This is a genomic window from Micromonospora sp. SL4-19 (assembly GCF_047921475.1).
Taxonomy (GTDB): Bacteria; Actinomycetota; Actinomycetes; order Mycobacteriales; family Micromonosporaceae; genus Micromonospora.
The window spans coordinates 320,766-342,796 of sequence record NZ_JBLROB010000001.1 but is presented as its reverse complement, the minus strand read 5'-3'; the positions used below and the strand labels follow the sequence as shown (position 1 = coordinate 342,796).

Sequence of the window (22,031 nt, the reverse complement as noted above, 5' to 3'; positions counted from 1 at the left end):
CACCCCCAACGCGCGCCTTGGACGGCCGTGCCGGCCTGGCCGGTTTACCCCGGTTGGCCCACGCCCGGTGCGCCCGCCGGGTATGCCCCGCCGTATCCGGCGCAGCCCGTCACCGGGCCGTCGCCGCAGGTGGTGGCCGATCCGACGGCGGCGTCGCCGCAGGTTCCGCCGGGGGCGGGTGGCACGATCGGGGCATGACGGAAATGGTCGGTCTCGCCGACGTACAGGCCGCGCGGGAACTGCTCGCCGGCGTCACCCGCACCACCCCCCTGGAGCCCTCCCGGCCGCTGAGCGCCGCGCTGGGCGGCCCGGCGTGGCTCAAGTGTGAGAACGTCCAACGCGCCGGGTCGTACAAGGTGCGCGGTGCGTACCTGCGGATCTCCCGGCTCTCCGCCGAGGAGCGGGAACGCGGCGTGGTCGCGGCGAGCGCCGGCAACCACGCGCAGGGGGTGGCGCTCGCCGCCGGCCTGGTCGGCACCCACGCCACCGTCTTCATGCCGGTCAACGCGCCGCTGCCCAAGGTGGCCGCCACCAAGGGGTACGGCGCCACCGTCGAGCTGGTCGGCAACACCGTGGACGAGTCGCTGGTGGCGGCCCAGACCTTCGCCGACCGGACCGGGGCGGTGTTCATCCACCCGTTCGACCACCGGGACGTCATCGCCGGCCAGGGCACGGTGGCGTTGGAGATCCTCGAACAGTGTCCGGACGTGCGGACCATCGTCACCGGGGTGGGCGGCGGTGGCCTGATCTCCGGCATCGCGGTGGCGGCCAAGGCGCTGCGTCCCGACGTACGCGTGATCGGGGTGCAGGCGGCGAGCGCCGCCGCCTTCCCGCCCTCGCTCAAGGCCGGCGAGCCGGTGCGCCTGCCCGCGTTCTCGACCATCGCCGACGGGATCGCGGTGGGCCGTCCCGGCGAGCTGACCTTCACCCATGTCCGCAAGTTGGTCGACGAGGTCGTCACCGTGTCCGAGGAGGACATCTCCCGGGCGCTGCTGATGCTGCTGGAACGCGGCAAGCAGGTGGTGGAGCCGGCCGGCGCGGTCGGGGTGGCCGCCCTGCTGGCCAGGGTGGTCGAGGTGGAGGCGCCGGTGGTGGCCGTGCTCTCCGGCGGGAACATCGACCCGCTGCTCATGCTCCGGGTGATCGAGCACGGCCTCGCGGCGGCCGGCCGCTACCTGCGGTTCACCGTGCGCTGCTCGGACCGGCCGGGTCAGCTCGCCTCGCTGCTCCGTGAGATCGCCGAGCACCGGGCCAACGTGGTCGACGTGGAGCATCAGCGGGCCAATCCGCGCCTGCGCCTCGGCGAGGTGGAGGTCGCGCTCTCGGTGGAGACCCGCGGCGTGGAGCACTCGGACACGCTGATCAGCGCCCTGCGGGCCAGCGGCTACCAGGTGGTCTTCGCCGCCGAGGCGTGATCGCGCCCCCGGGGCCCGGAACGACGCGACCGCCCCGGCCGGGAGGCTGGGGCGGTCGGTGTGGCTCGGGTCCGAGGAGTCTGTCAGCCTCGGTCGGGTCGGACCCGAGCCATCCGGCGCGGGTCCGGTTGGCGGTTAGCCGGAGAACGGCTCGAACTTGACGACGGTCACCTTGATGTCGGCGCCGCTCGGCGCCGTGTAGGTGCAGCTCTGGCCCGCCTTGCCGCCCAGGATCGCCTGGCCGAGCGCGGACTCGGGGCTGTAGACGGTGAGGTCGGTGGTGGAGGCGATCTCCCGGGAGCCGAGCAGGAAGGTCTCCGTGTCGTGGGCGTCGTCGTCGAAGTAGATCGTGACGACCATGCCGGGCGACACCGCGTCGGCTGTCGGCGCCTCGCCGACCTTGGCCGTGCGGAGCAGCTCCTTCAGGTAGAGGATGCGGCCCTCCGCCTTGCCCTGCTCTTCGCGGGCGGCGTGGTAGCCGCCGTTCTCCCGCAGGTCGCCCTCCTCGCGCCGGGCGTTGATCTCGGCGGCGATGACCGGCCGGTTGGCGATCAGCTCGTCGAGCTCGGCCTGCAGACGGTCGTGTGCGTCCTGGGACAGCCAGGTGGCGGGCGCCTCGTTGCCATTCGTGGACACAGGCGATCTCCTTGGTAGTGCGGGGCTGGCTGACAGGTGAAACCACCAAACTACCAGTGCCGGACCCGTCTGGGTGCCGTCGATGATCCGGGGTGCCGGCGGCGGGACCCCGGGTAGGCGTTCGGCAGGTGGGTGCGGTCGGGGTCAGGCGGCCGGCCGGCAGCGCAGCACCTCGCCGATGAACGGGCGGGCGGTGGTGGGCACCTCGTGCCGGGCCGTGACGTGCCGGTCGCCGGGCCGGGCGGTCACCGTGACCTCGGCGTGGCCCACCTCGGCGCCGTCGTGGGAGCGGGCCCGCAACAGGCAGGTCGCCGAGCCGCCCGGGGGCACGGTGACCCGGAAGTCGACCACCACCCGGGAGTCGGTGATCTCGGCGTAGGTGATCACGTCGGCCCGGTACTCGGGGTCACCGTACTGGTTGTAGAGCTTCGTGGCGACCAGGCCCAGGACCGCCAGCAGGACGGCCACCAGCAGCGCCAGCAGGACGGGGCGACGGTGCCCCGGTTCCCGGCGACGGCCGTAGCGGCCGGGCGGGAAGACCGGCGCACCCGGTGCGGTTGTGGCGTGCGTCTCGCTCACCGGCGGGTATCTCCTGGCGTTGTTGTCGGCGGCATCGGCAAGAATGGCAGAGTCCATCTTCCCAGCCCGGCGCTGAGTCAAGGATGGCAGGTCGGCCTCGTCGCCGGCCGGCCGACACGGGGCCTTGCGTGGGCGCGGGGGAGGATTCCGGCAGGTCAGCCGGTCGGTCCCGGGCGGGTCCGGCCGACGGGCACAGACGAGGAGCGCCGAAGGTGGCAGAACAGCTACGTCTCATGGCCGTGCACGCCCATCCCGACGACGAGTCGAGCAAGGGTGCCGCGACCATGGCGAAATACGTCGCTGAGGGGGTGGATGTCCTGGTCGTGACGTGCACCGGCGGCGAGCGGGGCAGCGTGCTCAACCCCAAGATGGACCGGCCGGACGTCTGGGCCAACATCGGCGAGATCCGCCGCGCCGAGATGGACGCGGCCCGGGCGATCCTCGGCATCGAGCAGGCCTGGCTCGGCTTCGTCGACTCCGGGCTGCCCGAGGGCGATCCGCTGCCGCCGCTGCCGGAGGGCTGCTTCGGCCTTCAGGACGTCGAGGCCGCCGCCGTGCCGCTGGTGCGGCTGATGCGTCAGTTCCGCCCGCACGTCGTCACCACCTACGACGAGGATGGCGGCTATCCGCACCCGGACCACATCATGACCCACAAGGTGACCGTCGCCGCCTTCGAGGCCGCGGGCGACCCGGAGCGCCACCCGGAGCTGGGCGAGCCGTGGCAGCCATTGAAGCTCTACTACGACGTCGGCTTCTCCAAGGGCAAGATCATGGCCCTGCACGAGACCATGCTCGCCGCCGGCCTGGAGTCGCCGTACGAGGACTGGCTCAAGCGCTGGGAGGACCGCCCCGACAAGGGCCCCCGGATCACCACCCGGGTCGAGTGCGCCGACTACTTCCCGGTCCGTGACGACGCCCTGCGCGCTCACGCCACGCAGATCGACCCGGACGGCTTCTGGTTCCACGTGCCGATGGAGCTTCAGCGGCGCGCCTGGCCGACCGAGGACTTCCAGCTCGCCCGCTCGCTGGTGGACAGCCCGCTGCCGGAGTCCGACCTCTTCGCCGGGGTCCGCGAGACGTGCCATGCCCGCTGATTCCCCGGCGGGCTACGCTGGTTGGCAGCCGCACATCGGAGGAACACCATGCTGACCGCCACCGCCCAGGTGCTCGCGGAGAACAACTTCGGTGACACCCGCACGGGTGGTCTGGCCGGACCGATGGGCCTCTTCCTCATCGTGCTGCTGGCCACCGCCACCGTCCTGTTGATCCGCAACATGAACGCCCGGCTGCGCCGGCTGCCGGACCAGTTCCCGCGGCAGGGCGGCCCGGCCGAGTCGAGCCGGACCGACGCGACGGCCCCCGATCCGACAGACGGCATCGTCCCGCAGGAATCATCCACGAACGCTCCCAACGGCTCCCAGCAGCACCGGAACGGGTAGTCGGCACGTGAATCACGCCGAAGCCGGTCGTCGCCCCCTGTTGCGACCACCGGCTTTGGCTTAGCCTTCCGCCGGGGGACCAGAAGTCCTCGAGCCGTGCGCGGGAGGAGGGCGCCGATGTCCGTGGCAGCAGTGGCCGCCCGCCGTGCCCGCGGACCGTCGGTGGACAGGGTGGGTCCGTGATCCCCGCCAGGGACGGTCATCCCCCCGATCGGCTGGGCCTCCGTGGCACGCCGACCGGAGTGCTCCTGCTGGCCGCCGCCGTCGCGGTCACCGCCTTGGTGGCCGCCGTGCTCGGCCTCACCGTCACGGCGTCCCTGCCGCCGGACGACCCGCTGCCGGCCCCCGTCAGGTTCGGCATCGCGGTCGCCGCGTTCGCCGTGGCCCAGCTCGCCCGCCTGCGTTTCCGCACCGCGTCGGGGATGGTCAGCATCACCTGGGGCGAGGCGGCTCTCATCGTCTGCCTCTATCTCGTACCGGCCGGCTGGCTGCCCGGCGCGGCCCTGCTCGGCGCCGGCGTGGCCTGGACCGCGATGTCCCTGTTCGCCGACCGTCAGCCCGCGCTGGAACTGGTCCGGATCGTCGGGTCGCTGACCGCGGCCACGGCCCTCGCCGCCGCGGTGGCCAACGCGCTCGGCCGGCCGCTGCTCGCCGCGCCGACCCCGGAACTCGCCGTCGCGCTCATCGCCGGCTCGGTGACCTATCTGCTCACCACCGCCTGGCTGGGCGGCGCCAGCCGCGCCCTGCGGCACGGCATCTCGATCGGGCCGCCGGTGCTCGCCGCGCTCCGCGGCAAGCTGCTCATGTTCGTCGGCAACGTGGCCGTCGGCCTGGTGGTGGTCGCGCTGCTGGAGCTCGACGTCCGTTGGTTGCTGCTCCTCCCGCCGCCGCTCTGGCTGCTCCAGCAGACCTACCGCCACCGGCTCCGGGCAGACCAGGAGCGGCGCACCTGGCGAGTCTTCGCCGAGGCCACCGCCGCGCTCAACCAGCTCGACGAACGGGGCGTGGCGACCGCCGCGGTGACCGGGGCGCTCACCCTCTTCGGCGCCCAACTGGTCGAGGTGGACGTGGCCCGGGGCGACGGCCGGTGGCGGCGCTACCGGGCAGACACCGGCGGCCAGGTACGCGACCGCGAGGTGAAGCCGCCGGCACGTACCGAGCCGAGCGAGCAGGAGTTGGTCCGCGCGCTGACCGTGGGCAGTGTCCAGGTGGGACGGCTGCGAGTCCACTTTCCTCGATCGGCCCCGCCGGACCCCCGGGAACGGGACGCCGTCGCCGCCTTCGGCGATGCCCTGGCCGCCGCCCTGCACGACGCCGCGACCCACCGCGAGCTGCGTCTGGTCACCGCCCGTTCGTCGTACGAGGCGGTGCACGACCAGCTCACCGGGCTGCTCAACCGGGCCGCGATGCTCAGCAAGGGCGACAAGGCGCTGCGGCAGCACGCCCACGACCACCCGGTGGCACTGCTGCTGCTCGACATCAACCAGTTCAAGGAGGTCAACGACACGCTCGGGCACGCCGCCGGCGACCAGCTGCTGCGGCTGACCTCGAACCGGCTGGCCGCCCTGGCCCGCCCGGGCGACCTGCTCGGCCGGCTCGGCGGCGACGAGTTCGCGCTGCTGCTGACCGCGGTCCCGGTGGTCGACGACCGGACCGCCCCGCTGGCGTACGCGCTGCGCCAGGCCCGGGAGATCGCCGAGCGGCTCGCCGCGCCGACCGAGGTGGCGGGCGTACGGATGTCCGTCGAGGTGGCGGTCGGGGTGGTGGTCGCCGACGCGGGCACCGCCGACCTGACCGAGCTGCTGCGCCGGGCCGACATCGCCATGTACCAGGCGAAGGAGGGCGGCGGCAGCGTCGCCGCGTACGACAGCTCCCGGGACGCGGCGAGCACCGACCACCTGGCCCTGCTCGCGGAGCTGCGGGAGGCCCTGAAGGCCGATGACCAGCTGGTGCTGGCGTTGCAGCCGGCGGTGGACCTGGCCACCGGCGCCCCGACCGGGGTGGAGGCGCTGATCCGCTGGCGGCACCCGCGGCGAGGCTGGCTCGGCCCGGCCGACTTCATCCGCCCCGTGGAGAACAGCGAGCAGCTCGGCACCTTCACCCGGTATGTGCTGGACAAGGCGCTGGCGGTGGCCGCCGGGTGGGCCCGCGAGGGGTTGGAGCTGCCGATCTCGGTGAACCTCTCGGCGCGCAGCCTGCTCGACCCGCGGCTGCCGGCGGAGATCGGTGAGGCGCTGCGCCGGCACCAGGTGCCGGCGCACCGGCTGGTGCTGGAGATCACCGAGACGGTGGTGATGAGCGAGCTGGAGGTCATCGACGAGGTGCTCGCCACGCTGCGGTCGATGGGGGTGCAGCTCGCCGTCGACGACTTCGGCACCGGGTTCTCGTCGTTGACCTTCCTGACCCGGATCGCCGTCGACGAGCTGAAGGTCGACCGTTCCTTCGTCATCCGGATGACCGACTCACCGGAGGCGGCGGCGATCGTCCGGACCACGGTCGGGCTCGCCCACGAGCTGGGGCTGCGGGTGGTGGCCGAGGGGGTGGAGACCGCCGAGCAGCGGACCGCCCTGGCCGAGCTGGGCTGCACCGCCGCCCAGGGTTACCACTTCTTCAAACCGATGCCCGCGGACAAGATCGGGGCGGTGCTGGGGTCGCTGCTGGACACCGCCCGCGGCAACGTCTTCCCGCTCCGCGCCGACGGCGCCTCCTGACGGAGTCGGGGTTAACAACTTCTGCGCAGTGTGATGCGCTTGCGGAAACGGACGGTGGGGCGGTAAGTTCCTACTGCCTACGGGACTGCGGCTTCCGGTAACGGTGGTCTACATCAGGCGGCGTGAGCCTGCCCAAAAAAGCCGTGCCCCGGGCGGCATGCAAAGCAGAGGCGGACCCGGGGCTTACGGGGCCACCGTACCACGCCAGCCCATCCGTGCAACCCCTCCTGGACGGAGTGACCGAGCATGACCTCTGCCGACCTGCCGGGCTGGATCCGCCGGGCGTTCTCCGCGCCGCGGATGCGTCCATACCTGACGATTACCAACGATGACGACCGTCAGGCGGTGGCACTCTACTGGTGGAACATCGAGGTCTCGGCGGCTTTTTACGGTCCGCTCCACTGCCTGGAGATCGCGTTGCGTAACGCGCTTCACGATCAGCTCAGCGTCGGGTACGACCGGTCCGACTGGTGGATGTCGGCCCCGCTCACCGACCACGGCGCACGTCTCGTGCAGGAAGCCGAGCAGAAGTGTCGGCGTCGGTGTCGCAATCGAGGATTGGTTCCGCCGACTGCGGACGATGTGGTGGCGGAACTCAGCTTCGGGTTCTGGGTTTCCCTGCTCAGCAACCACCATGGCTCGTTGTACGACCGCCACCTGTGGGTGCCGACCCTACACAAGGCGTTTCCCCGCTACTCCGGGCCTCGCGCGAGCCTGCACGAGGCATTCGAGACGATGCGGCTGCTGCGCAACAGGATCATGCATCACGAGCCGATTCACCACCGCGACCTCGTTGCCGACCATCGGAAGCTCTACCGTCTCCTAGACGCGATCGACGGGGTGCTCGCCATGGAGGTACGAGTGTTCGACCGGGTACCCACTGTCCTGTCGAGACGAGAAGACGTGCGGTCCTGCGTCGCGCAGCCCTGGTTCTGAGGACAGGCATGGACTCGCGACCAGGCTTCCTCACGCGCTCCGAGATTGCGCAACTCGCCGGCGTCGAACGGCCCGCCGTGACGAACTGGCAGCGCCGGTACGAAGACTTCCCCCAACCTGTGACAACACCGGACGGGGAGCATTTTCGGAGCGACGAGGTGATCGCCTGGCTGTCGCCGCGGCGGATTCCCGCCAAGGTGCTGCGGCCGGACGAGGCGCCGGGTACCACGTATGGGGATCGGCTGGCCGCAGGTGGGCCGGGGAGCGGGCAGCGGCGTTCCGTGCCTTCCGGCTCCCGCAGTCCGAATCTTTCGCACGGCCTAACCTCCTTCCTTACCGACCTGCCACGGATGGCGGTGCGAGACAGCGGGTACTGGCACGTCCTGCTGGCACTTGCCTTCGTTCGACGGTTCCGGCCGGTGGCGTGGCAGCATCTCGCGTTACGTCCCGAACCGTCAGAGGTTCGCCACGTCCTTTCGCGCGCTTTCGCCGCAGCGGAGTTGCCGGAGGCGTCGCGGACCGCGGAACGGCTGGTAGCCGTCACACCTGTCCTCGGGCATTCCCTGACGCGGATCATCGGTCTGCTCGGGGACATTCCCGTGCCGTCGGTCGGCGGTCCTGGCGCGACCGGTGAGGACGAGTTGACCGAGCTGTTCGACTACGCCTTCGATCGGTTGGCCGACGAGGTCAGATACGCCTTCGTCACCCCGCGGTCGATCACCCGTCTGGCCGCCAAGCTCTTGGGCCCAATCACTGGGGGAGAACGTTGCTTTGATCCCTTCTGTCGTAGCGGGGAACTGTTGGTCGAGCTCTTACGGCACGCGGTGGACCTCTCTCCGAAGCCGTTGAGGATTGATGGGTCACATCCGTCTTCCATCATGGTGGAGTTGGCTCAAATGAACGTCGCCATGCACAGTTCCGGCGAGTTCTCGGTCGGTGCCATCCGGCAAACGAGCGAGCTCTCCGCCGACGGCTTGGCTGATGTCGTCGTCACCAATCCTCCTTTCGGACTCCTGGCCCGCGATGAGGCGGAGGCGGAGCGCTTTGGCCCCTCCCGCCGAAGGGAGATGATCGTGCTGCAGTCAGCGGTCGCCTCACTCGGCAGCAACGGCCGCGGGGCGGTCGTCATGCCCAATGTCGCTGCCTTCAGCCGAGCCTCGGCCGATCGGGCAGTACGGCAGGCGCTGATCGACGCAGGAGCGGTGACCGCGGTGGTGGCACTGCCGTCGAGCCTCTTTGCCGAGACCAATATAGGTGTGACGCTCTGGCTCGTACGGAGGCCGACGGGCCAGCCGAGCGACGTGCTTTTCATCGATGCCCGAGCGGGCGGTGCTATGGCGTCCAGGAACCGTAGGGAGCTTCGGCCCGACGACATCGAGAAGGTCGTCCATGAATACCGGCGCTGGCAAGCCGCCGACCGGGACCGAAACCAGTTTGATCATCTGCTCGGATTCAGCATGGCAGTGGCACCCGAGATCATCGCTGCCCATGACTACTCGCTCCTGCCGTCGGTGTATGTGGGGGCCGAACCAGCTGGAGCCTGCACTGCGCGACCCGGCGAGTTGGGCTCCCTATACCGGGAGTTGGCCCGGCTAACCGAGCTGGCGAAAGGCGTGGATGCTCGGGTGCAAGAGCTGTTCGATCGATTGGGTGGGGAATGAGTCTGCTCGGAGTCACGCCGGGAGGATGGGTCGAGTCGGCGTTGGGTGAACTGGCCGATATCCGCTCCGGCCCGTCGGGTGCCGCGATCAGTGCGGAGGACCGTCGGCCCGACGGCCATCCCATGATCGCGCCTAAGGACCTCGCGGATGGACGAGTCCGCTCAAACGACGTATACCGCATTCATCCCGATGTTGCGGCTGGCCTGTCACGGTACTTGGTGTCGCCGGGCGATGTTCTGGTGACTCGTGCCGGTACGGTGGGGCGGGCTGCCTGGATTCCGCAGGAGTGCGACGGCTGGTTGTACTCCACTGGCCTGGTGAGAGTGCGACCGCAAGGGGTCGCTGCCCGCTACCTTGCCTACTACCTGGCCCTACCCGAGGTTCAGGACTGGCTGAAACGGCACGCCAGGGGCACCGCTGTACCGTCCATCAGTGCTGCGGCCCTCGGTGAACTGCCCGTCCTCATACCGCCCCCGGAGCGACAAGCTGACATTGTGCACCACCTCGGCCTGCTGGACGAGCAGGCCGAGGTGCACGCCGAGATCAGCCGCGTCGCCGCCCGTACCCGAGACGGCCTGGCATGGTCCCTGTTGCGGGGAGAGAAGCTGCAACTGCCTCGCTGAGCAGGCGGGCCACCGGTCAGGCGGGGGCGCAAACTGATACAGGCGAATGAGGAAGGCTGCCTGGGTGACCGGCGGTGGCCGCCTTCGCGGGCTGGATATGGTCGTCAAATGAACCGACTCGCCAGCGCGACCTCGCCGTACCTGCTCCAGCACGCCGACAACCCGGTCGACTGGTGGCCCTGGTGCGACGAGGCGTTCGCCGAGGCGAAGCGGCGGGACGTCCCGGTGATCATCTCGGTCGGGTACGCGGCCTGCCACTGGTGCCACGTGATGGCGCACGAGTCGTTCGAGAACGAGGGCGTCGCCCAGCTCATGAACGAGGACTTCGTCTCGATCAAGGTGGACCGGGAGGAGCGGCCCGACGTCGACGCCGTCTACATGACCGCCACCCAGGCGATGACCGGGCAGGGCGGCTGGCCGATGACGGTCTTCGCCGCGCCGGACGGCACCCCGTTCTTCTGCGGCACGTACTTCCCGCGGGCGAACTTCATCCGCCTGCTCGGCTCGGTCACCACCGCCTGGCGGGACCAGCGGGAGGCGGTGCTGCGCCAGGGCGCCGCCGTGGTCGAGGCGATCGGCGGCGCCCAGGCCGTGGGCGGTCTCTCCGCCCCGCTCACCGCCGAGCTGCTGGACGCCGCCGCGGACCAGCTCGCCGGGGAGTACGACGAGACGAACGGCGGATTCGGTGGTGCGCCGAAGTTCCCGCCGCACATGAACCTGCTCTTCCTGCTCCGGCACCACCAGCGCACCGGGTCGGCCCGGAGCCTGGAGATCGTCCGGCACACCTGCGAGGCGATGGCCCGAGGCGGTCTGCACGACCAGCTCGCCGGCGGCTTCGCCCGTTACTCCGTGGACGGGCACTGGACGGTGCCGCACTTCGAGAAGATGCTCTACGACAACGCGCTGCTGCTGCGGGTCTACACCCAGCTCTGGCGGCTCACCGGAGATCCGCTGGCCCGGCGGGTGGCCCGGGACACCGCCCGGTTCCTCGCCGACGAGCTGCACCGGCCGGGCGAGGGCTTCGCCTCCGCGCTGGACGCGGACACCCAGGGCGTCGAGGGTCTCACCTACGTCTGGACGCCGGCCCAGCTGACCGAGGTGCTGGGGGAGGAGGACGGCCGCTTCGCCGCCGACCTGTTCGGGGTGACCGAGTCCGGCACCTTCGAACACGGCACCAGCGTGCTGCGGCTGGCCCGGGACGTGGACGCCGCCGACCCGGCGGTCCGGGCCCGCTGGCAGGAGGTGGTGGGGCGGCTGCTCGCCGCCCGGGACACCCGCCCCCAGCCGGCCCGGGACGACAAGGTGGTGGCCGCCTGGAACGGCCTGGCGATCACCGCGATCGCCGAGTTCCAGCAGGTCGCCGCGCTCTACGCGTCCCCCGACGACGAGGACGCGAACCTGATGGAGGGCGTCGTCATCGTGGCCGACGGTGCGATGCGGGACGCCGCCGAGCACCTGGCCGCGGCGCACGTCGTGGACGGGCGGCTGCGCCGGGTGTCCCGGGACAAGCTCGTCGGCGAGCCGGCCGGCGTGCTGGAGGACTACGGCTGCGTGGCCGAGGCGTTCTGCGCGATGCACCAGCTCACCGGCGACGGACGGTGGCTGGCGCTGGCCGGTCAGCTCCTCGACGTCGCGCTGGCCCGGTTCGCCGCCCCGGACGGCGGCTTCTACGACACCGCCGACGACGCCGAGCGGCTGGTCACCCGGCCGGCCGACCCGACCGACAACGCCACCCCGTCCGGCCGGTCGGCGATCATCGCGGCACTGGTCGCGTACGCGGCGTTGAGCGGCGAGACGCGGTACCGGGAGGCGGCCGAGGCCGCCCTGTCGACCGTCGCGCCGATCGTCGGCCGGCACGCCCGGTTCGCCGGGTACGCGGCCACGGTCGGCGAGGCGCTGCTGTCCGGGCCGTACGAGATCGCGGTGGTGACCGACGACCCGGTGGGCGACCCACTGGTGGCGACCGCCCGCCGCCACGCCCCGCCCGGCGCGGTGGTGGTGGCGGGTCGGGCCGACCAGCCGGGCGTGCCGCTGCTGGCCGAGCGGCCGGCCCTGGACGGGCGTTCCACCGCGTACGTCTGCCGGGGGTTCGTCTGCGACCGGCCGGTCACCTCGGTCGACGACCTGGTCGCCCGACTGGCCGGTTGAGTCACGCCGGCGGCCGGCCCGGTTCGTCCGCCGGGCCCTCGTCGTCGCCGCGCAGGGCGGGCGGCAGGGTGGTGAACCAGTCCAGCACCGCGCGCTCGTAGGCCAGCCCGAAGCGCAGCGTCGCCACCGAGTACGGGTCGACAACCTCCGCCTCCTCGGGGAGCGCGGCGGCGACCTGCTCGTATTCGGCCAGCCGGGCGGCGTGGGCGACCCGGTGCTCGGCGAGGAACGCGGCCAGCCGGTCCGCCGGCAGGTGCCGGCCGAAGAGCACGGTGAGCAGCATCGGGAACCGGATCGTCTCCTCTGCCGGTGGCTTCGCCGCCCACCCGGCGAACGCCGCCCGGCCGGCGTCGGTGATCTCGTACGGCTTGCGGTCGCGGGGTCCGCGCTCGCCGGCGCGCACCAGCCCGGCCGCGGCCATCGCGGTCAGCTCCCGGTAGACCTGGCTCTGCGTCAGCGACCAGAACGCCCCGATCCGCTGCTGGGCGTACTCGACCAGGTCCCAGCCGGTCATCGGGCCGTCGTGCAGGAAGCCCAGCAGGGAGGCGGCGGTGGCGTTGAGGGGCCGGTCCGGCATTCGGTGCTCCTTCACGTATCGCTTGACATCCCATTGTGTCAGGTTGCACGATGGCCTTGGCGACCTCCCATAGTGGGAGGTCAAGGGGGGGCCTCATGCACACCGTCCTCGTCGTGATCCACGCCGCCAGCGGCACCGTCGGGCTGCTGCTCGCCGTGCCCGTGCTGCTCGCGCCGAAACGGCGCGGCCGGCACACCCTCCTCGGCCGGATCTATGCGGGGGCCGCCGTCGGCCTGAGCCTCAGCGCCTTCGGCCTGTTCGCCTACCACCCGGCCCGGCTCTGGGGGCTGGCCCTGCTCGGCGCGCTCACCCTCGGCTGGCTCGTCGGTGGCCTCTGGTTCGCCCGCCGCCGGCCGCGGGTGATGGGCGGTCGCGGTTGGCGGATCTGGCACCTCAACCTGATGGGCAGCACCGTGATCGCCTTCGTGACCGGCTTCGCGGTGCAGATGAGCGACGGGCACCTGGTGGCCTGGCTCGCGCCCACGGTTGTCGGCTCGTTCCTGATCGCGCGCGCCACCGCCCGCGAGGTGGCCCGGCGTCCGCGCCGGATCGGCGTCACCGCCTCCAGCTGAGCGGATGCTGGGGGCGGCCCGGAGAGGCGGCTCCGGCACCCGCCCGGATAGGCTGGCGGCGCTATGGATTCCCGTACCGGACTGCCTGTCGTCGGCATGGTGGGCGGTGGCCAGTTGGCCCGGATGACCCACCAGGCCGCCATCGCCCTCGGCCAGTCGCTGCGCGTGCTGGCACTCGCCCCGGACGACGGCGCGGCTCTGGTCGCGGCCGACGTCCAGTACGGCGACCACACCGACCTCGCCGCCCTGCGCACCTTCGCCAAGGGCTGCGACGTGATCACCTTCGACCATGAGCAGGTGCCCACCGCGCACATCCGTACCCTCGCCGACGAGGGGGTGAAGCTCTTCCCACCGGCCGAGGCGCTGCTGCACGCGCAGGACAAGCGGGTGATGCGCGAGCGGCTCGGCGAGCTGGGCGCGCCGAACCCCGCCTGGCGTCCGGTCGAGGAGCCGGCCGAGCTGGTCGCCTTCGGCGAGCAGATCGGCTGGCCGGTGGTGCTGAAGGCGGCCCGGGGCGGCTACGACGGCCGGGGCGTCTGGCTGGTGGACGACGCCGCACAGGCCGGCGAGCTGGCCGCGACCCTGCTCGCCGGGGGCACCCCGTTGATCGTGGAGGAGCGGGTCGCACTGCGCCGGGAGCTGGCCGTGCAGGTGGCCCGCTCGCCGTTCGGGCAGGTCGCCGCGTATCCGGTGGTGGAGACGGTGCAGCGGGAGGGCATCTGCGTCGAGGTGCTCGCCCCGGCGCCGGGCCTGCCGGAGGAGCTGGCGGTCGCCGCCCAGCAGCTCGCCATCGACCTGGCCACCGCGCTCGGCGTGGTCGGCCTGCTCGCCGTGGAGCTCTTCGAGACGCCCGCCGGGCTCGTGGTGAACGAGCTGGCGATGCGCCCGCACAACTCCGGGCACTGGACCATCGAAGGGGCCCGCACCTCGCAGTTCGAGCAGCACCTGCGGGCCGTGCTGGACTACCCGATGGGGGACACCTCGCTCGCCGCGCCGGTGGTGGTGATGGCGAACGTGCTGGGCGGTGAGCCAGGCGGGATGTCCATCGACGAGCGGCTGCACCATCTGTTCGCCGCCGAACCCGGGGCCAAGGTCCACCTGTACGGCAAGCAGGTGCGCCCCGGCCGCAAGATCGGGCACGTCACGGTGCTCGGGGACGACCTGGACGATGTTCGGGCCCGGGCCGCGCGAGCGGCCCGCTGGCTGCGGGAGGGGCACGAGTGAGCATCGTCGGGCTGATCATGGGCAGTGATTCGGACTGGCCTACCATGAAGGCCGCCACCGAGGCGCTCGACGAGTTCGCGGTGGCGTACGAGGTCGGTGTGGTGTCGGCGCACCGCACACCGGTCAAAATGATCGAATACGGCCGCGCCGCCGCCGACCGGGGGCTCAAGGTGATCATCGCCGGTGCCGGCGGGGCGGCTCACCTGCCCGGCATGGTCGCCTCGGTCACCCCGCTGCCGGTGATCGGCGTGCCGGTGCCGCTCAAGCACCTCGACGGGATGGACTCCCTGCTCTCCATCGTGCAGATGCCGGCCGGCGTGCCGGTGGCCACGGTGTCGATCGGCAACGCCCGCAACGCCGGCCTGCTCGCCGTGCGCATCCTGGCCGCGAGCGACCCGGCGCTGCGCCAGCGGATGGTCGCCTACCAGGCGAGCCTGGAGAAGCTGGTCGCCGAGAAGGACGCGGCGCTCCGCGCCTCGCTCGGCTGACCCTCGCGGGCTCCGCCGTCGCCGGCTCCGCGAGCCTGATTCCTGCCCGAATCAGGTGGGCTGATCACGTTCCGTCATGACGTGCTGGCGTCACTCTCGGTTGATGCGCGTGCCTCTCCTGGCCCGACCCCGCGCCCGCCCTTGCTCTGCACCCAGATACGCAGCACCCGCTCGAGCTGGGCCTAACCGGTCGGAGCAAAGCTGCCTGTCCCCTGCCTCCATCACCGTAGGTTGCTGCTGCGTTGATGGCTGCAGAGCAAAGGCGGTGCGGAGCGCCCTCTTGGGCGCGGCGATCGACGACGAAGCGTGACCGGTGCGCCGAAGGCCACCACTGTGTGCCGGCGCCGCCCACCGCCGACACCGGCGCCCACCGCCGGGTCCTGGCGGCGGCCCGTCATCTCATGCCGCGCAGGGCGGTCTGCAGCCGCTCCTGGGCGCGGCGGCGGCGCTCGTTGCTGGCGCCGAGCACCAGCAGGACGATGCCGACCGGGATCAGCACCAGCCACGGGCCGAGGCTGATCAGCGCGTGCACCGCGACGATCGCGGTGACCGTGGCCCCCACGATCACCGGTGCCTGCTGCCGGCTCATCGAGCCGAAGATCAGCACCGCCACCGCGCCGAGCAGCAGCAGCACGCGCCGCAGCATGGTGGTGTCGGTGGCCAACACGATCGCCAGGGTCGGCAGGAAAGCGGCGACCAGCGCCGGCCCGTAGGCCACCCAGCTCGACAGGTCCGGCCGGTGCCGCAGCTCCAACACTCCCACCAGCAGGGCGAGCGCGGCGAACGGCAGGGTGTACGCCTCGGGCAGCGCCACGTCGGCCGCCCGCATCATGATCCACCAGGCGCTGATCTCGCAGGCCACCACCGACCAGAACAGGATCCGCCGCTCCGCCGGCCGGCGGCCCGGGCGACCGGCCGCCACCCCGAGAACGGCGCCCCAGGCGGCCAGCAGCGCGGCGATGTGCCGGGGCGAGTCGTACGCCAGCGCCAGCGCGATGAGAGCGGCAGCGTACCCGCTCCACTCCACGGTGGCCGCCTCCCGGTACGCCTCGGGGCGACGCAGCCGGGGGAGGGTGGCGGCGAAGACCTGGAGCGCCGCCCCCACCGCCAGTACCCCGAACGCCGACCAGACCGCGGCGAGCCCGGCGACCAGGCCGAGAGTGAGGACGAACAGCTCGGCCATCACCGAGGCGAACAACCAGCCGAGGATGCGGGCCCGCTGGGTGGTGCCGAAGAGCGCGGCGACGGCCCCCACGCCGACCGCGCCGCCGAGCGCGAGGAGGGTCAGCTCCCGGGTGGCGAGGCTGCCGGCCAGCCCGGCGCCCCCGGCGGCCAGCCCGATGGCGAACACCAGCACCCGGGCGACGCGGAGCGAGCGGGCCGGCTCGACCAGCGGCGGGGGTGGGGTCAGCGCCAGTCCCAGCATGGCGAGGGCGAAGACCGCGAGCCCGGCCAGCGCGCTCTCCGGCCAGCCGTGACCGAGGGCCACCGGCGTGATCAGCAGGGTGACGGCCGCGCCGGGCAGCACCACCGGGACGGCCCGGGAGCGCCGGCCCTCGCTGAAGCCGCTGGCGGCGAGCGCCGCCGTCGCGGTGAGCACCACCGCGGTCAGCACGTGCGTGGGATCGACCGCCGCGGCGGGCGGGGTGAGCAGCTCGGGCGGTGCGCCCTGCCAGATGCGCGGCAGCACCCGGAAGGGCTCGCCCAGGGCCACCAGTAGCGGCGGCGCCAGGGTGAACAGGGCGAGTGCGGTGGGCAGCGTCGCCGCCGCGAGCGCCCCGGCGGCGGGACTGACCCGCCAGCGCAGCTCGGTGCCGTCGTCCGGCAGCCGGCGAAGCGCCCCGTCGAACAGCACCGACCAGCGGCGTACCGGTCGGGCCGAGCCGACCGGCGGTGCGGTGGCGGCGCGGACCAGCTCCGCGAGCACGCCGAGCAGCGCCGCGGCGGCGGCGTAGACCCCGGAGGGCAGGTGGGCGACGACGGCGGCGATCGCGCTGGCGGTCGCGCCGCCCACCACGGCCACGCTCGTGTAGGGAAGGTACTGCGGGACCTGCCGGCGGACCACCGCCACCGCAGCGAGGCCGATGCTGGACGCGGCGAGCGCGGCGGTGAGCACCACCTGCGGTGAGCGGCCGAACTCGGCGGCGAGTGCGGCGACCGCCCCGGGCAGGGCGAGCAGGGCGGCGCCCGCCGCCGCGCTGCCCACCTGCACCAGGTGGGGCGGCATCCCCTCGGTTCGGACGTCCTCGACGAGGGACGGCGCGAGCGCCCGAGCCAGCGCGGCCACCACCACCCCGATCAATGCGATGCTGCCCAGCGCCAGCGCGGTGGTCCACGGGCGGACCAGCCCCGCGCCGGCGGCGTGCAGGGCGACCACCCCGGCCACGGTGACCCAGGACAGTGCGGCCCGCGGGTCCACCGTGGCCGCTGCCGCCATCCCGAAGACCGTGGCGACCATGGCGCCCACCAGCACCGGCGACCACCAGGGCAGGTCGAACGCGGCCGGGGCGCCGATGGTGGCGAGTACGGCGGCCGCACCGGCGACGTCATACCGCCAGGGCGGCGGCAGCAGGATGCCGGCGGCCACCGCCAGCAGCGCCAACGCGACGGGTGCCTGCCAGGTCGACCCGCCGGTCGGCGTGGCCGGCCAGCCACTCAGGTCGCCGGCCCAGATCGGGCCGGGCGTCGCCAGGACGCCGACCCCGCCGCGCAGGGCGCTCCAGCCGGCGATCAGCCCGACCAGCGCGCCGCCGACCGCGAGGCCGAGGATGGGTCCACGCCGCCATTCCTCGGGCATCGCCCGGGCGGCGACGGCGACCACCAGCACCAGCCCGGCCGCCACCACGAGTTGGCCGCCGGGTGCGAGCACCGCGGCGATCCGGACCAGGGTGGCGATCAGCGCCGCCGTGGTGGCGGCGAGAGCGAAGTCCGACCCGTCCAGCGACAGGTCGGGGCGGCGGCCGGCGTCGACCCGCGGGGCCAGGGCCAGCAGCGCGGCGGCGAGCAGCAGCAGTCCGCCCACCCAGCCGTCGGCGGGGGTGGCGCCGGGCGCGCCGAACCCGGCCGCGGCGACGGCCACCGCGCCCAGCACGGTGCCGACCGCGTGCGGTGCGCTGAGGCGCCGTTGTGCGACCTGGACGACGGCGGCGTAGCCGAGGGTGACGCAGACGCCGAAGAAGCTCGCCGCGAGGATCGGGACGGTGACCTCGCGCAGGCTCGCCGGCGTGGGGGCCGGGCCGGCCGGCACGCCCGCGGCGACGAACGCGGCGACCGCCCCGGGCAGCGCGAAGGCCGCCCCGCCGGCCGCCCAGCCGCAGATCGTGTCGGCTGCCCCGGCGGCGCCCCTGGCCCGGGGCGCCAGCGACACGAGCGCGCCGGCCAGGCAGAGGGTGGCCAGCGCGGCGGCGGTGAGCGCCGGCCGGGCCAGCGAGGCCCCGGCACCGATCACCCCGAGCGCGGCGGCGGTGATCGCGTGGATCACGGCGGAGCGCTTGGTGTCCGCGGTGAGCCCGAGCACGCCGATGCCCACCGCGGTCAGCAGCATCGGCCAGCAGGCCGCCGTCCAGGCCAGCCCGAGGGAGGCCGGCACGGCGAGCGCGGTCAGCGCCGCCCCGATCACCGCGAACTCGCGCCGGATCTCCGGCGGCAGGGCGATCACCGCGGCGATCGTGAGCAACAGGGCGCTCGCCGCGAGCTGCCAGCCGGCCGGCCCGACCGCGGCGGCCAGCTCGGCGTGCCACCGGCTCAGATCCGCCGACCAGGCGGGCAGCGCCGCGCGGACCGGCGCCAGCCCGGCGCGCAGCGCGCCGCCGGCCACCACCAGGCCGCTGACCGTCAGCGCCACCGCCGAGGCGAGCTGCGGCCCACGCCGGGCCGCCTCCGGTACGGCGCGGACGGCGAACCCGGTCAGCGCGATGACCGCGGCGATGAGCAGCAGCGATCGGCCGGGGAAGGCGACCGAGGCGACCCGGCCCAGCGCGCCGATCACCGCGAGGGTGACGATGCCGGCGCCCACCTCCGGCAGCGGCGGCCGGTGCAGTACCAGGGTGCCGGCCAGCCCGACCAGCGCGGCGAGCAGCAGCACCAGGCCCGCGCCGGCGGCGACCGGCACCGCCGCGGCGCGCAGCAGCGCGGTGACCGCGTACGCCAGGGCGACGGCGACGGCCACCCCGTGCAGCACCCAGGTCAGCTCCCGCAGCCAGGGCACGGGGCGGGCCGGCGGGACGGCCGGGGCGTCCGCGTCCGCGCCGAGCACCTCGGCGGACTCCTCGGGGTCCGCCTCGGGCCGGTCGTCGGCGCCGCGCTGTCGGGGCGGGGTGGGTGCCGGCGGCGGGGTGGGCAGGTCGCGCCTGACCGGCCGCTCGAGGACCACCGCCGAGCGGGCCAGCGTGAGGTCGACGACGGCCACCACGGTCAGCGCCAGCGCCCAGCCGGCCGGCCCGGTGATCCGCTCGTACGCCAGCAGCGGCAGCACCGGTTGGGCGGCCAGCACGGTGGCGAAGCGGGGTGCGCGCAGACCGGTCCAGTGTGCGTACCCGAAGGCGACCACGGTGGTGACCAGGAAGATCGATCCGGCGAAGGTCGAGCCGGACGCGCCGCCGACGATCCGGTCGACGGCCCAGAGCGCGTACCCCGCCAGCGGCAGCAGCAGCAGGCCCACCGAGGCGATCGTCTCCGCGGTCGAGGTGAGCCCTCGCCGGGCCAGCACCGGCGGGGCGAGCAGCATCAGCACCGTCGCCACCAGCAGCACACCGAGCCGGGCCAGCGCGTCCATCGAGCTGGTGGCGACCGCAGCGAAGACCACCGCGGCGACGCCGAGGAGCAGCGCGCCGAGCCCGAGGGGGATGTTCTGCACCTCGCGGGAGGACGCCTCCGGCGGGTGCTCCGGGTCGTCCGCGCCGAGCCAGTGCGCCCTGGGCTGGGGTGGAAGGTCGTCGGGGCCGGGCGGCGGGGTGCCCTGACGGGGCACGCGCGGCGGTGCCCCGGCGGTGGCCGTCGGCGGGCGGCGGTCCGGCCGCCGGCGCAGCACCCGGCGCGGCCGGGTGGCCTGCTTGTGCCGTTTCTCACCGGCGTGCGCGAGGATGTCCCGCTGGAAGAGTGCGGCCTGCATCTTGGCGGCGATCTGCCGCTGTTCGCGGGCGATCGCGGCGTCGCGCGCCTTCATCTCGGCGATCGAGCGCTCGATCTCCGCGAGGTGCTCGGCCCACTGTGGCTGGTCCGCCCCGCAGTGCGGGCAGACGACGGCAGGCTTGATCTCCCGCCCGCACGAGGCGCACCTGAAGGACTGCACGACACCCCTCCGTCCGGCCGGCCCGCACTGTGGACCTCCATGTCGCAGCATGCCTTGACCGGGCGCGGATTTCGACCGTTTGCCGGCGCGTTCGGAGCAACAAAAAGAACCGGCCGGCCGAGGAACGGATCCACGGCCGGCCGGGCGGGCTCACCGGGGTCGCGGCGTCGCGTCGGACGCGCCGAGCCGGAAAGGTCGAAGGTCTCCGGTGGGGTCAGGGGCGGCCCAAGCCGCGGTACTCCCAGCCCGCCTGCGTCCACAGTGTGGAGTCCAGGCAGTTGCGGCCGTCGACCACCTTGCGGCCGTTGACCAGTTCACCCAGGGCGACCGGGTCGGCGTTGCGGAACTCGGCCCACTCGGTGAGGACGCAGACCAGGTCGGCGTCGCGTACGGCGTCGCCGGTGCTCGCCTCGTACGTCAGCTCGGGCACCGCCCGGCGGGCGTTCTCCATGCCCTGCGGGTCGAACACGTGCACGTCGGCGCCGGCCTTGCCGAGCAGCGCGGCGACCGAGAGCGCCGGGGCGTCCCGGACGTCGTCGGTGTTCGGCTTGAAGGTGGCGCCGAGCACGGCGATCCGGGTGCCGGAGAGGTCCGGCCCGGCCGGGCCGGAGCGGCGGCCGAGCAGCTCGGCGGCGAGCTGGACCACCCGGGTACGCCGGCGCAGGTTGATCAGGTCGACCTCGTGCAGGAACCGCAGCGCCTCGCCGGCGCCGAGCTCCTGGGCACGGGCCTGGAACGCCCGGATGTCCTTGGGCAGGCAGGCGCCGCCGAAGCCGAGGCCGGCCTGCAGGAAGCGGTTGCCGATCCGGGGGTCGTACCCGATGGAGCGGGCCAGCTGGGTGACGTCGCCGCCGGCGGCCTCGCAGACCTCGGCCATCGCGTTGATGAAGGAGATCTTGGTGGCCAGGAAGGCGTTCGCGGCGACTTTGACCAGCTCGGCGGTGGCGAAGTCGGTGACCACCAGCGGCACCTCGCGGTCCTCGGTGGCGGCCAGGTCGAAGACGCCCTTGTGGGCGGCGTAGAGCATGCCGTTGGCCCACTCGCTCTTGACGCCGACCACGATCCGGTTGGGCCGCAGCACGTCGTCGACGGCGAAGCCCTCCTGGAGGAACTCGGGGCTCCACGCCACCTCGACGCCCAGGTCGGCCGGGGTGTGCTTGCCGACCAGCTGCTCCACCCACTCGGCGGTGCCCACCGGAACGGTGGACTTGCCGACGATCAGCGCCTTGCGGGTCAGGTGCTGGGCGAGGCTGGTCACCGACGCCTCGACGTACGACAGGTCGGCGCCCATGCCGTCGGCCCGCTGCGGGGTGCCGACGCAGATGAAGTGCACGTCGCCGAAGTCGGCGGTCTCCTTGATGTCGGTGCTGAACCGGAGCCGGCCGGCGGCCAGGTTGCGCCGGAGCAGCTCGTCCAGGCCGGGCTCGTGGATCGGGACCTCGCCGGCGTTCAGCTTGGCGATCTTGTCAGCGTCGACGTCGTAGCCGAGCACTTCGTAGCCCAGCTCGGCGTAGCAGATGGCGTACGTCGCACCGAGGTAGCCGGTGCCGAGGAAAGTCACCCGGGGCCGGGCCGCGCCAGAGGGCGGGGTCACCGCTGCGATGGCCGGCACCGGCTGGGTGTTCGGGTACGGGATCGTCACGCCTGTCTTCTCCGCTCGCACTGGCGGCGCTACCTTGCGTCGCATTCGGCTGCGGCGCCTGGCCGGGCACCGGGTGGGGGGACTTGCTGT

General features: G+C 73.1%; 16 protein-coding genes. 11 read left to right on the top strand and 5 right to left on the bottom strand.

The window, feature by feature from the left end; all coding sequences use genetic code 11:
- Positions 1–194: 194 nt before the first annotated feature.
- On the top strand, positions 195–1,415 hold the full coding sequence (gene ilvA / locus ACNAVT_RS01470) for a threonine ammonia-lyase (protein WP_416292045.1): 1,221 nt from the start codon (positions 195–197) through the stop codon (positions 1,413–1,415).
- A 135-nt stretch (positions 1,416–1,550) separates the two neighbouring features.
- Here ilvA and greA read toward each other — a convergent pair whose 3' ends face one another.
- On the bottom strand, positions 1,551–2,051 hold the full coding sequence (greA, locus tag ACNAVT_RS01465) for a transcription elongation factor GreA (protein WP_416292043.1): 501 nt from the start codon (positions 2,049–2,051) through the stop codon (positions 1,551–1,553).
- Positions 2,052–2,195: 144 nt separating this feature from the next.
- Entirely contained in the window at positions 2,196–2,630 is a 435-nt protein-coding gene (locus tag ACNAVT_RS01460; RefSeq protein ID WP_416292041.1) for a DUF4307 domain-containing protein, read from the bottom strand.
- A 212-nt stretch (positions 2,631–2,842) separates the two neighbouring features.
- On the opposite strand from ACNAVT_RS01460, the gene mca reads away from it, so the two are divergent.
- The 7 genes from mca to ACNAVT_RS01425 all read left to right on the top strand — a co-directional run bounded on the left by mca (position 2,843) and on the right by ACNAVT_RS01425 (position 12,148).
- On the top strand, positions 2,843–3,724 hold the full coding sequence (gene mca, locus ACNAVT_RS01455; protein ID WP_416292039.1) for a mycothiol conjugate amidase Mca: 882 nt from the start codon (positions 2,843–2,845) through the stop codon (positions 3,722–3,724).
- Positions 3,725–3,772: 48 nt separating this feature from the next.
- Positions 3,773–4,069: a hypothetical protein gene (locus ACNAVT_RS01450; protein WP_416292037.1), complete on the top strand. Its 297-nt coding sequence runs from the start codon at positions 3,773–3,775 to the stop codon at positions 4,067–4,069.
- A gap of 215 nt (positions 4,070–4,284) precedes the next feature.
- The gene (locus ACNAVT_RS01445) at positions 4,285–6,780 is read left to right on the top strand and encodes a putative bifunctional diguanylate cyclase/phosphodiesterase (RefSeq protein WP_416292816.1); all 2,496 of its coding nucleotides are present in this window, start codon (positions 4,285–4,287) and stop codon (positions 6,778–6,780) included.
- 246 nt (positions 6,781–7,026) lie between these two features.
- Complete coding sequence (locus ACNAVT_RS01440; RefSeq protein ID WP_416292035.1) at positions 7,027–7,716, top strand: hypothetical protein; 690 nt, start codon at positions 7,027–7,029, stop codon at positions 7,714–7,716.
- A gap of 8 nt (positions 7,717–7,724) precedes the next feature.
- Positions 7,725–9,377, top strand: a complete 1,653-nt coding sequence (locus ACNAVT_RS01435) for an N-6 DNA methylase (protein WP_416292034.1) — start codon at positions 7,725–7,727, stop codon at positions 9,375–9,377.
- Entirely contained in the window at positions 9,374–10,000 is a 627-nt protein-coding gene (locus tag ACNAVT_RS01430) for a restriction endonuclease subunit S (protein WP_416292032.1), read from the top strand. The genes ACNAVT_RS01435 and ACNAVT_RS01430 overlap by 4 nt, the downstream gene beginning before the upstream one ends.
- Before the next feature lie 108 nt (positions 10,001–10,108).
- A complete protein-coding gene (locus ACNAVT_RS01425; RefSeq protein ID WP_416292030.1) occupies positions 10,109–12,148 on the top strand; it encodes a thioredoxin domain-containing protein in 2,040 nt (679 codons plus the stop codon).
- Position 12,149: 1 nt separating this feature from the next.
- Here the strand turns inward: ACNAVT_RS01425 and ACNAVT_RS01420 are convergent, their stop codons facing one another.
- Positions 12,150–12,725, bottom strand: a complete 576-nt coding sequence (locus ACNAVT_RS01420) for a PadR family transcriptional regulator (RefSeq protein WP_416292028.1) — start codon at positions 12,723–12,725, stop codon at positions 12,150–12,152.
- Between the two features lie 95 nt (positions 12,726–12,820).
- Between ACNAVT_RS01420 and ACNAVT_RS01415 the strand changes: the two genes are divergently transcribed.
- The 3 genes from ACNAVT_RS01415 (at position 12,821) to purE (ending at position 15,009) form a co-directional block, all read left to right on the top strand.
- Positions 12,821–13,297, top strand: coding sequence for a hypothetical protein (locus ACNAVT_RS01415; protein WP_416292026.1), 477 nt, complete (start codon positions 12,821–12,823; stop codon positions 13,295–13,297).
- Positions 13,298–13,360: 63 nt separating this feature from the next.
- Positions 13,361–14,521, top strand: a complete 1,161-nt coding sequence (locus ACNAVT_RS01410; protein WP_416292025.1) for a 5-(carboxyamino)imidazole ribonucleotide synthase — start codon at positions 13,361–13,363, stop codon at positions 14,519–14,521.
- Positions 14,518–15,009: a 5-(carboxyamino)imidazole ribonucleotide mutase gene (purE, locus tag ACNAVT_RS01405; protein ID WP_416292024.1), complete on the top strand. Its 492-nt coding sequence runs from the start codon at positions 14,518–14,520 to the stop codon at positions 15,007–15,009. Before ACNAVT_RS01410 ends, purE begins: the two co-directional genes overlap by 4 nt.
- A gap of 394 nt (positions 15,010–15,403) precedes the next feature.
- Here the strand turns inward: purE and ACNAVT_RS01400 are convergent, their stop codons facing one another.
- Positions 15,404–20,350, bottom strand: coding sequence for an SCO7613 C-terminal domain-containing membrane protein (locus ACNAVT_RS01400; protein ID WP_416292022.1), 4,947 nt, complete (start codon positions 20,348–20,350; stop codon positions 15,404–15,406).
- A gap of 163 nt (positions 20,351–20,513) precedes the next feature.
- Complete coding sequence (locus tag ACNAVT_RS01395; protein ID WP_416292021.1) at positions 20,514–21,941, bottom strand: UDP-glucose dehydrogenase family protein; 1,428 nt, start codon at positions 21,939–21,941, stop codon at positions 20,514–20,516.
- Between the last annotated feature and the right edge of the window lie 90 nt (positions 21,942–22,031).

Bases quoted from the DNA above. Each gene is read 5' to 3' on its own strand.
- ilvA (WP_416292045.1), top strand. From the start codon at position 195: ATGACGGAAATGGTCGGTCTCGCCGACGTACAGGCCGCGCGGGAACTG.
- ACNAVT_RS01450 (WP_416292037.1), top strand. From the start codon at position 3,773: ATGCTGACCGCCACCGCCCAGGTGCTCGCGGAGAACAACTTCGGTGAC.
- ACNAVT_RS01440 (WP_416292035.1), top strand. From the start codon at position 7,027: ATGACCTCTGCCGACCTGCCGGGCTGGATCCGCCGGGCGTTCTCCGCG.
- ACNAVT_RS01435 (WP_416292034.1), top strand. From the start codon at position 7,725: ATGGACTCGCGACCAGGCTTCCTCACGCGCTCCGAGATTGCGCAACTC.
- ACNAVT_RS01430 (WP_416292032.1), top strand. From the start codon at position 9,374: ATGAGTCTGCTCGGAGTCACGCCGGGAGGATGGGTCGAGTCGGCGTTG.
- ACNAVT_RS01425 (WP_416292030.1), top strand. From the start codon at position 10,109: ATGAACCGACTCGCCAGCGCGACCTCGCCGTACCTGCTCCAGCACGCC.
- ACNAVT_RS01420 (WP_416292028.1), bottom strand. From the start codon at position 12,725: ATGCCGGACCGGCCCCTCAACGCCACCGCCGCCTCCCTGCTGGGCTTC.
- ACNAVT_RS01415 (WP_416292026.1), top strand. From the start codon at position 12,821: ATGCACACCGTCCTCGTCGTGATCCACGCCGCCAGCGGCACCGTCGGG.
- ACNAVT_RS01410 (WP_416292025.1), top strand. From the start codon at position 13,361: ATGGATTCCCGTACCGGACTGCCTGTCGTCGGCATGGTGGGCGGTGGC.
- ACNAVT_RS01400 (WP_416292022.1), bottom strand. From the start codon at position 20,350: ATGCTGCGACATGGAGGTCCACAGTGCGGGCCGGCCGGACGGAGGGGT.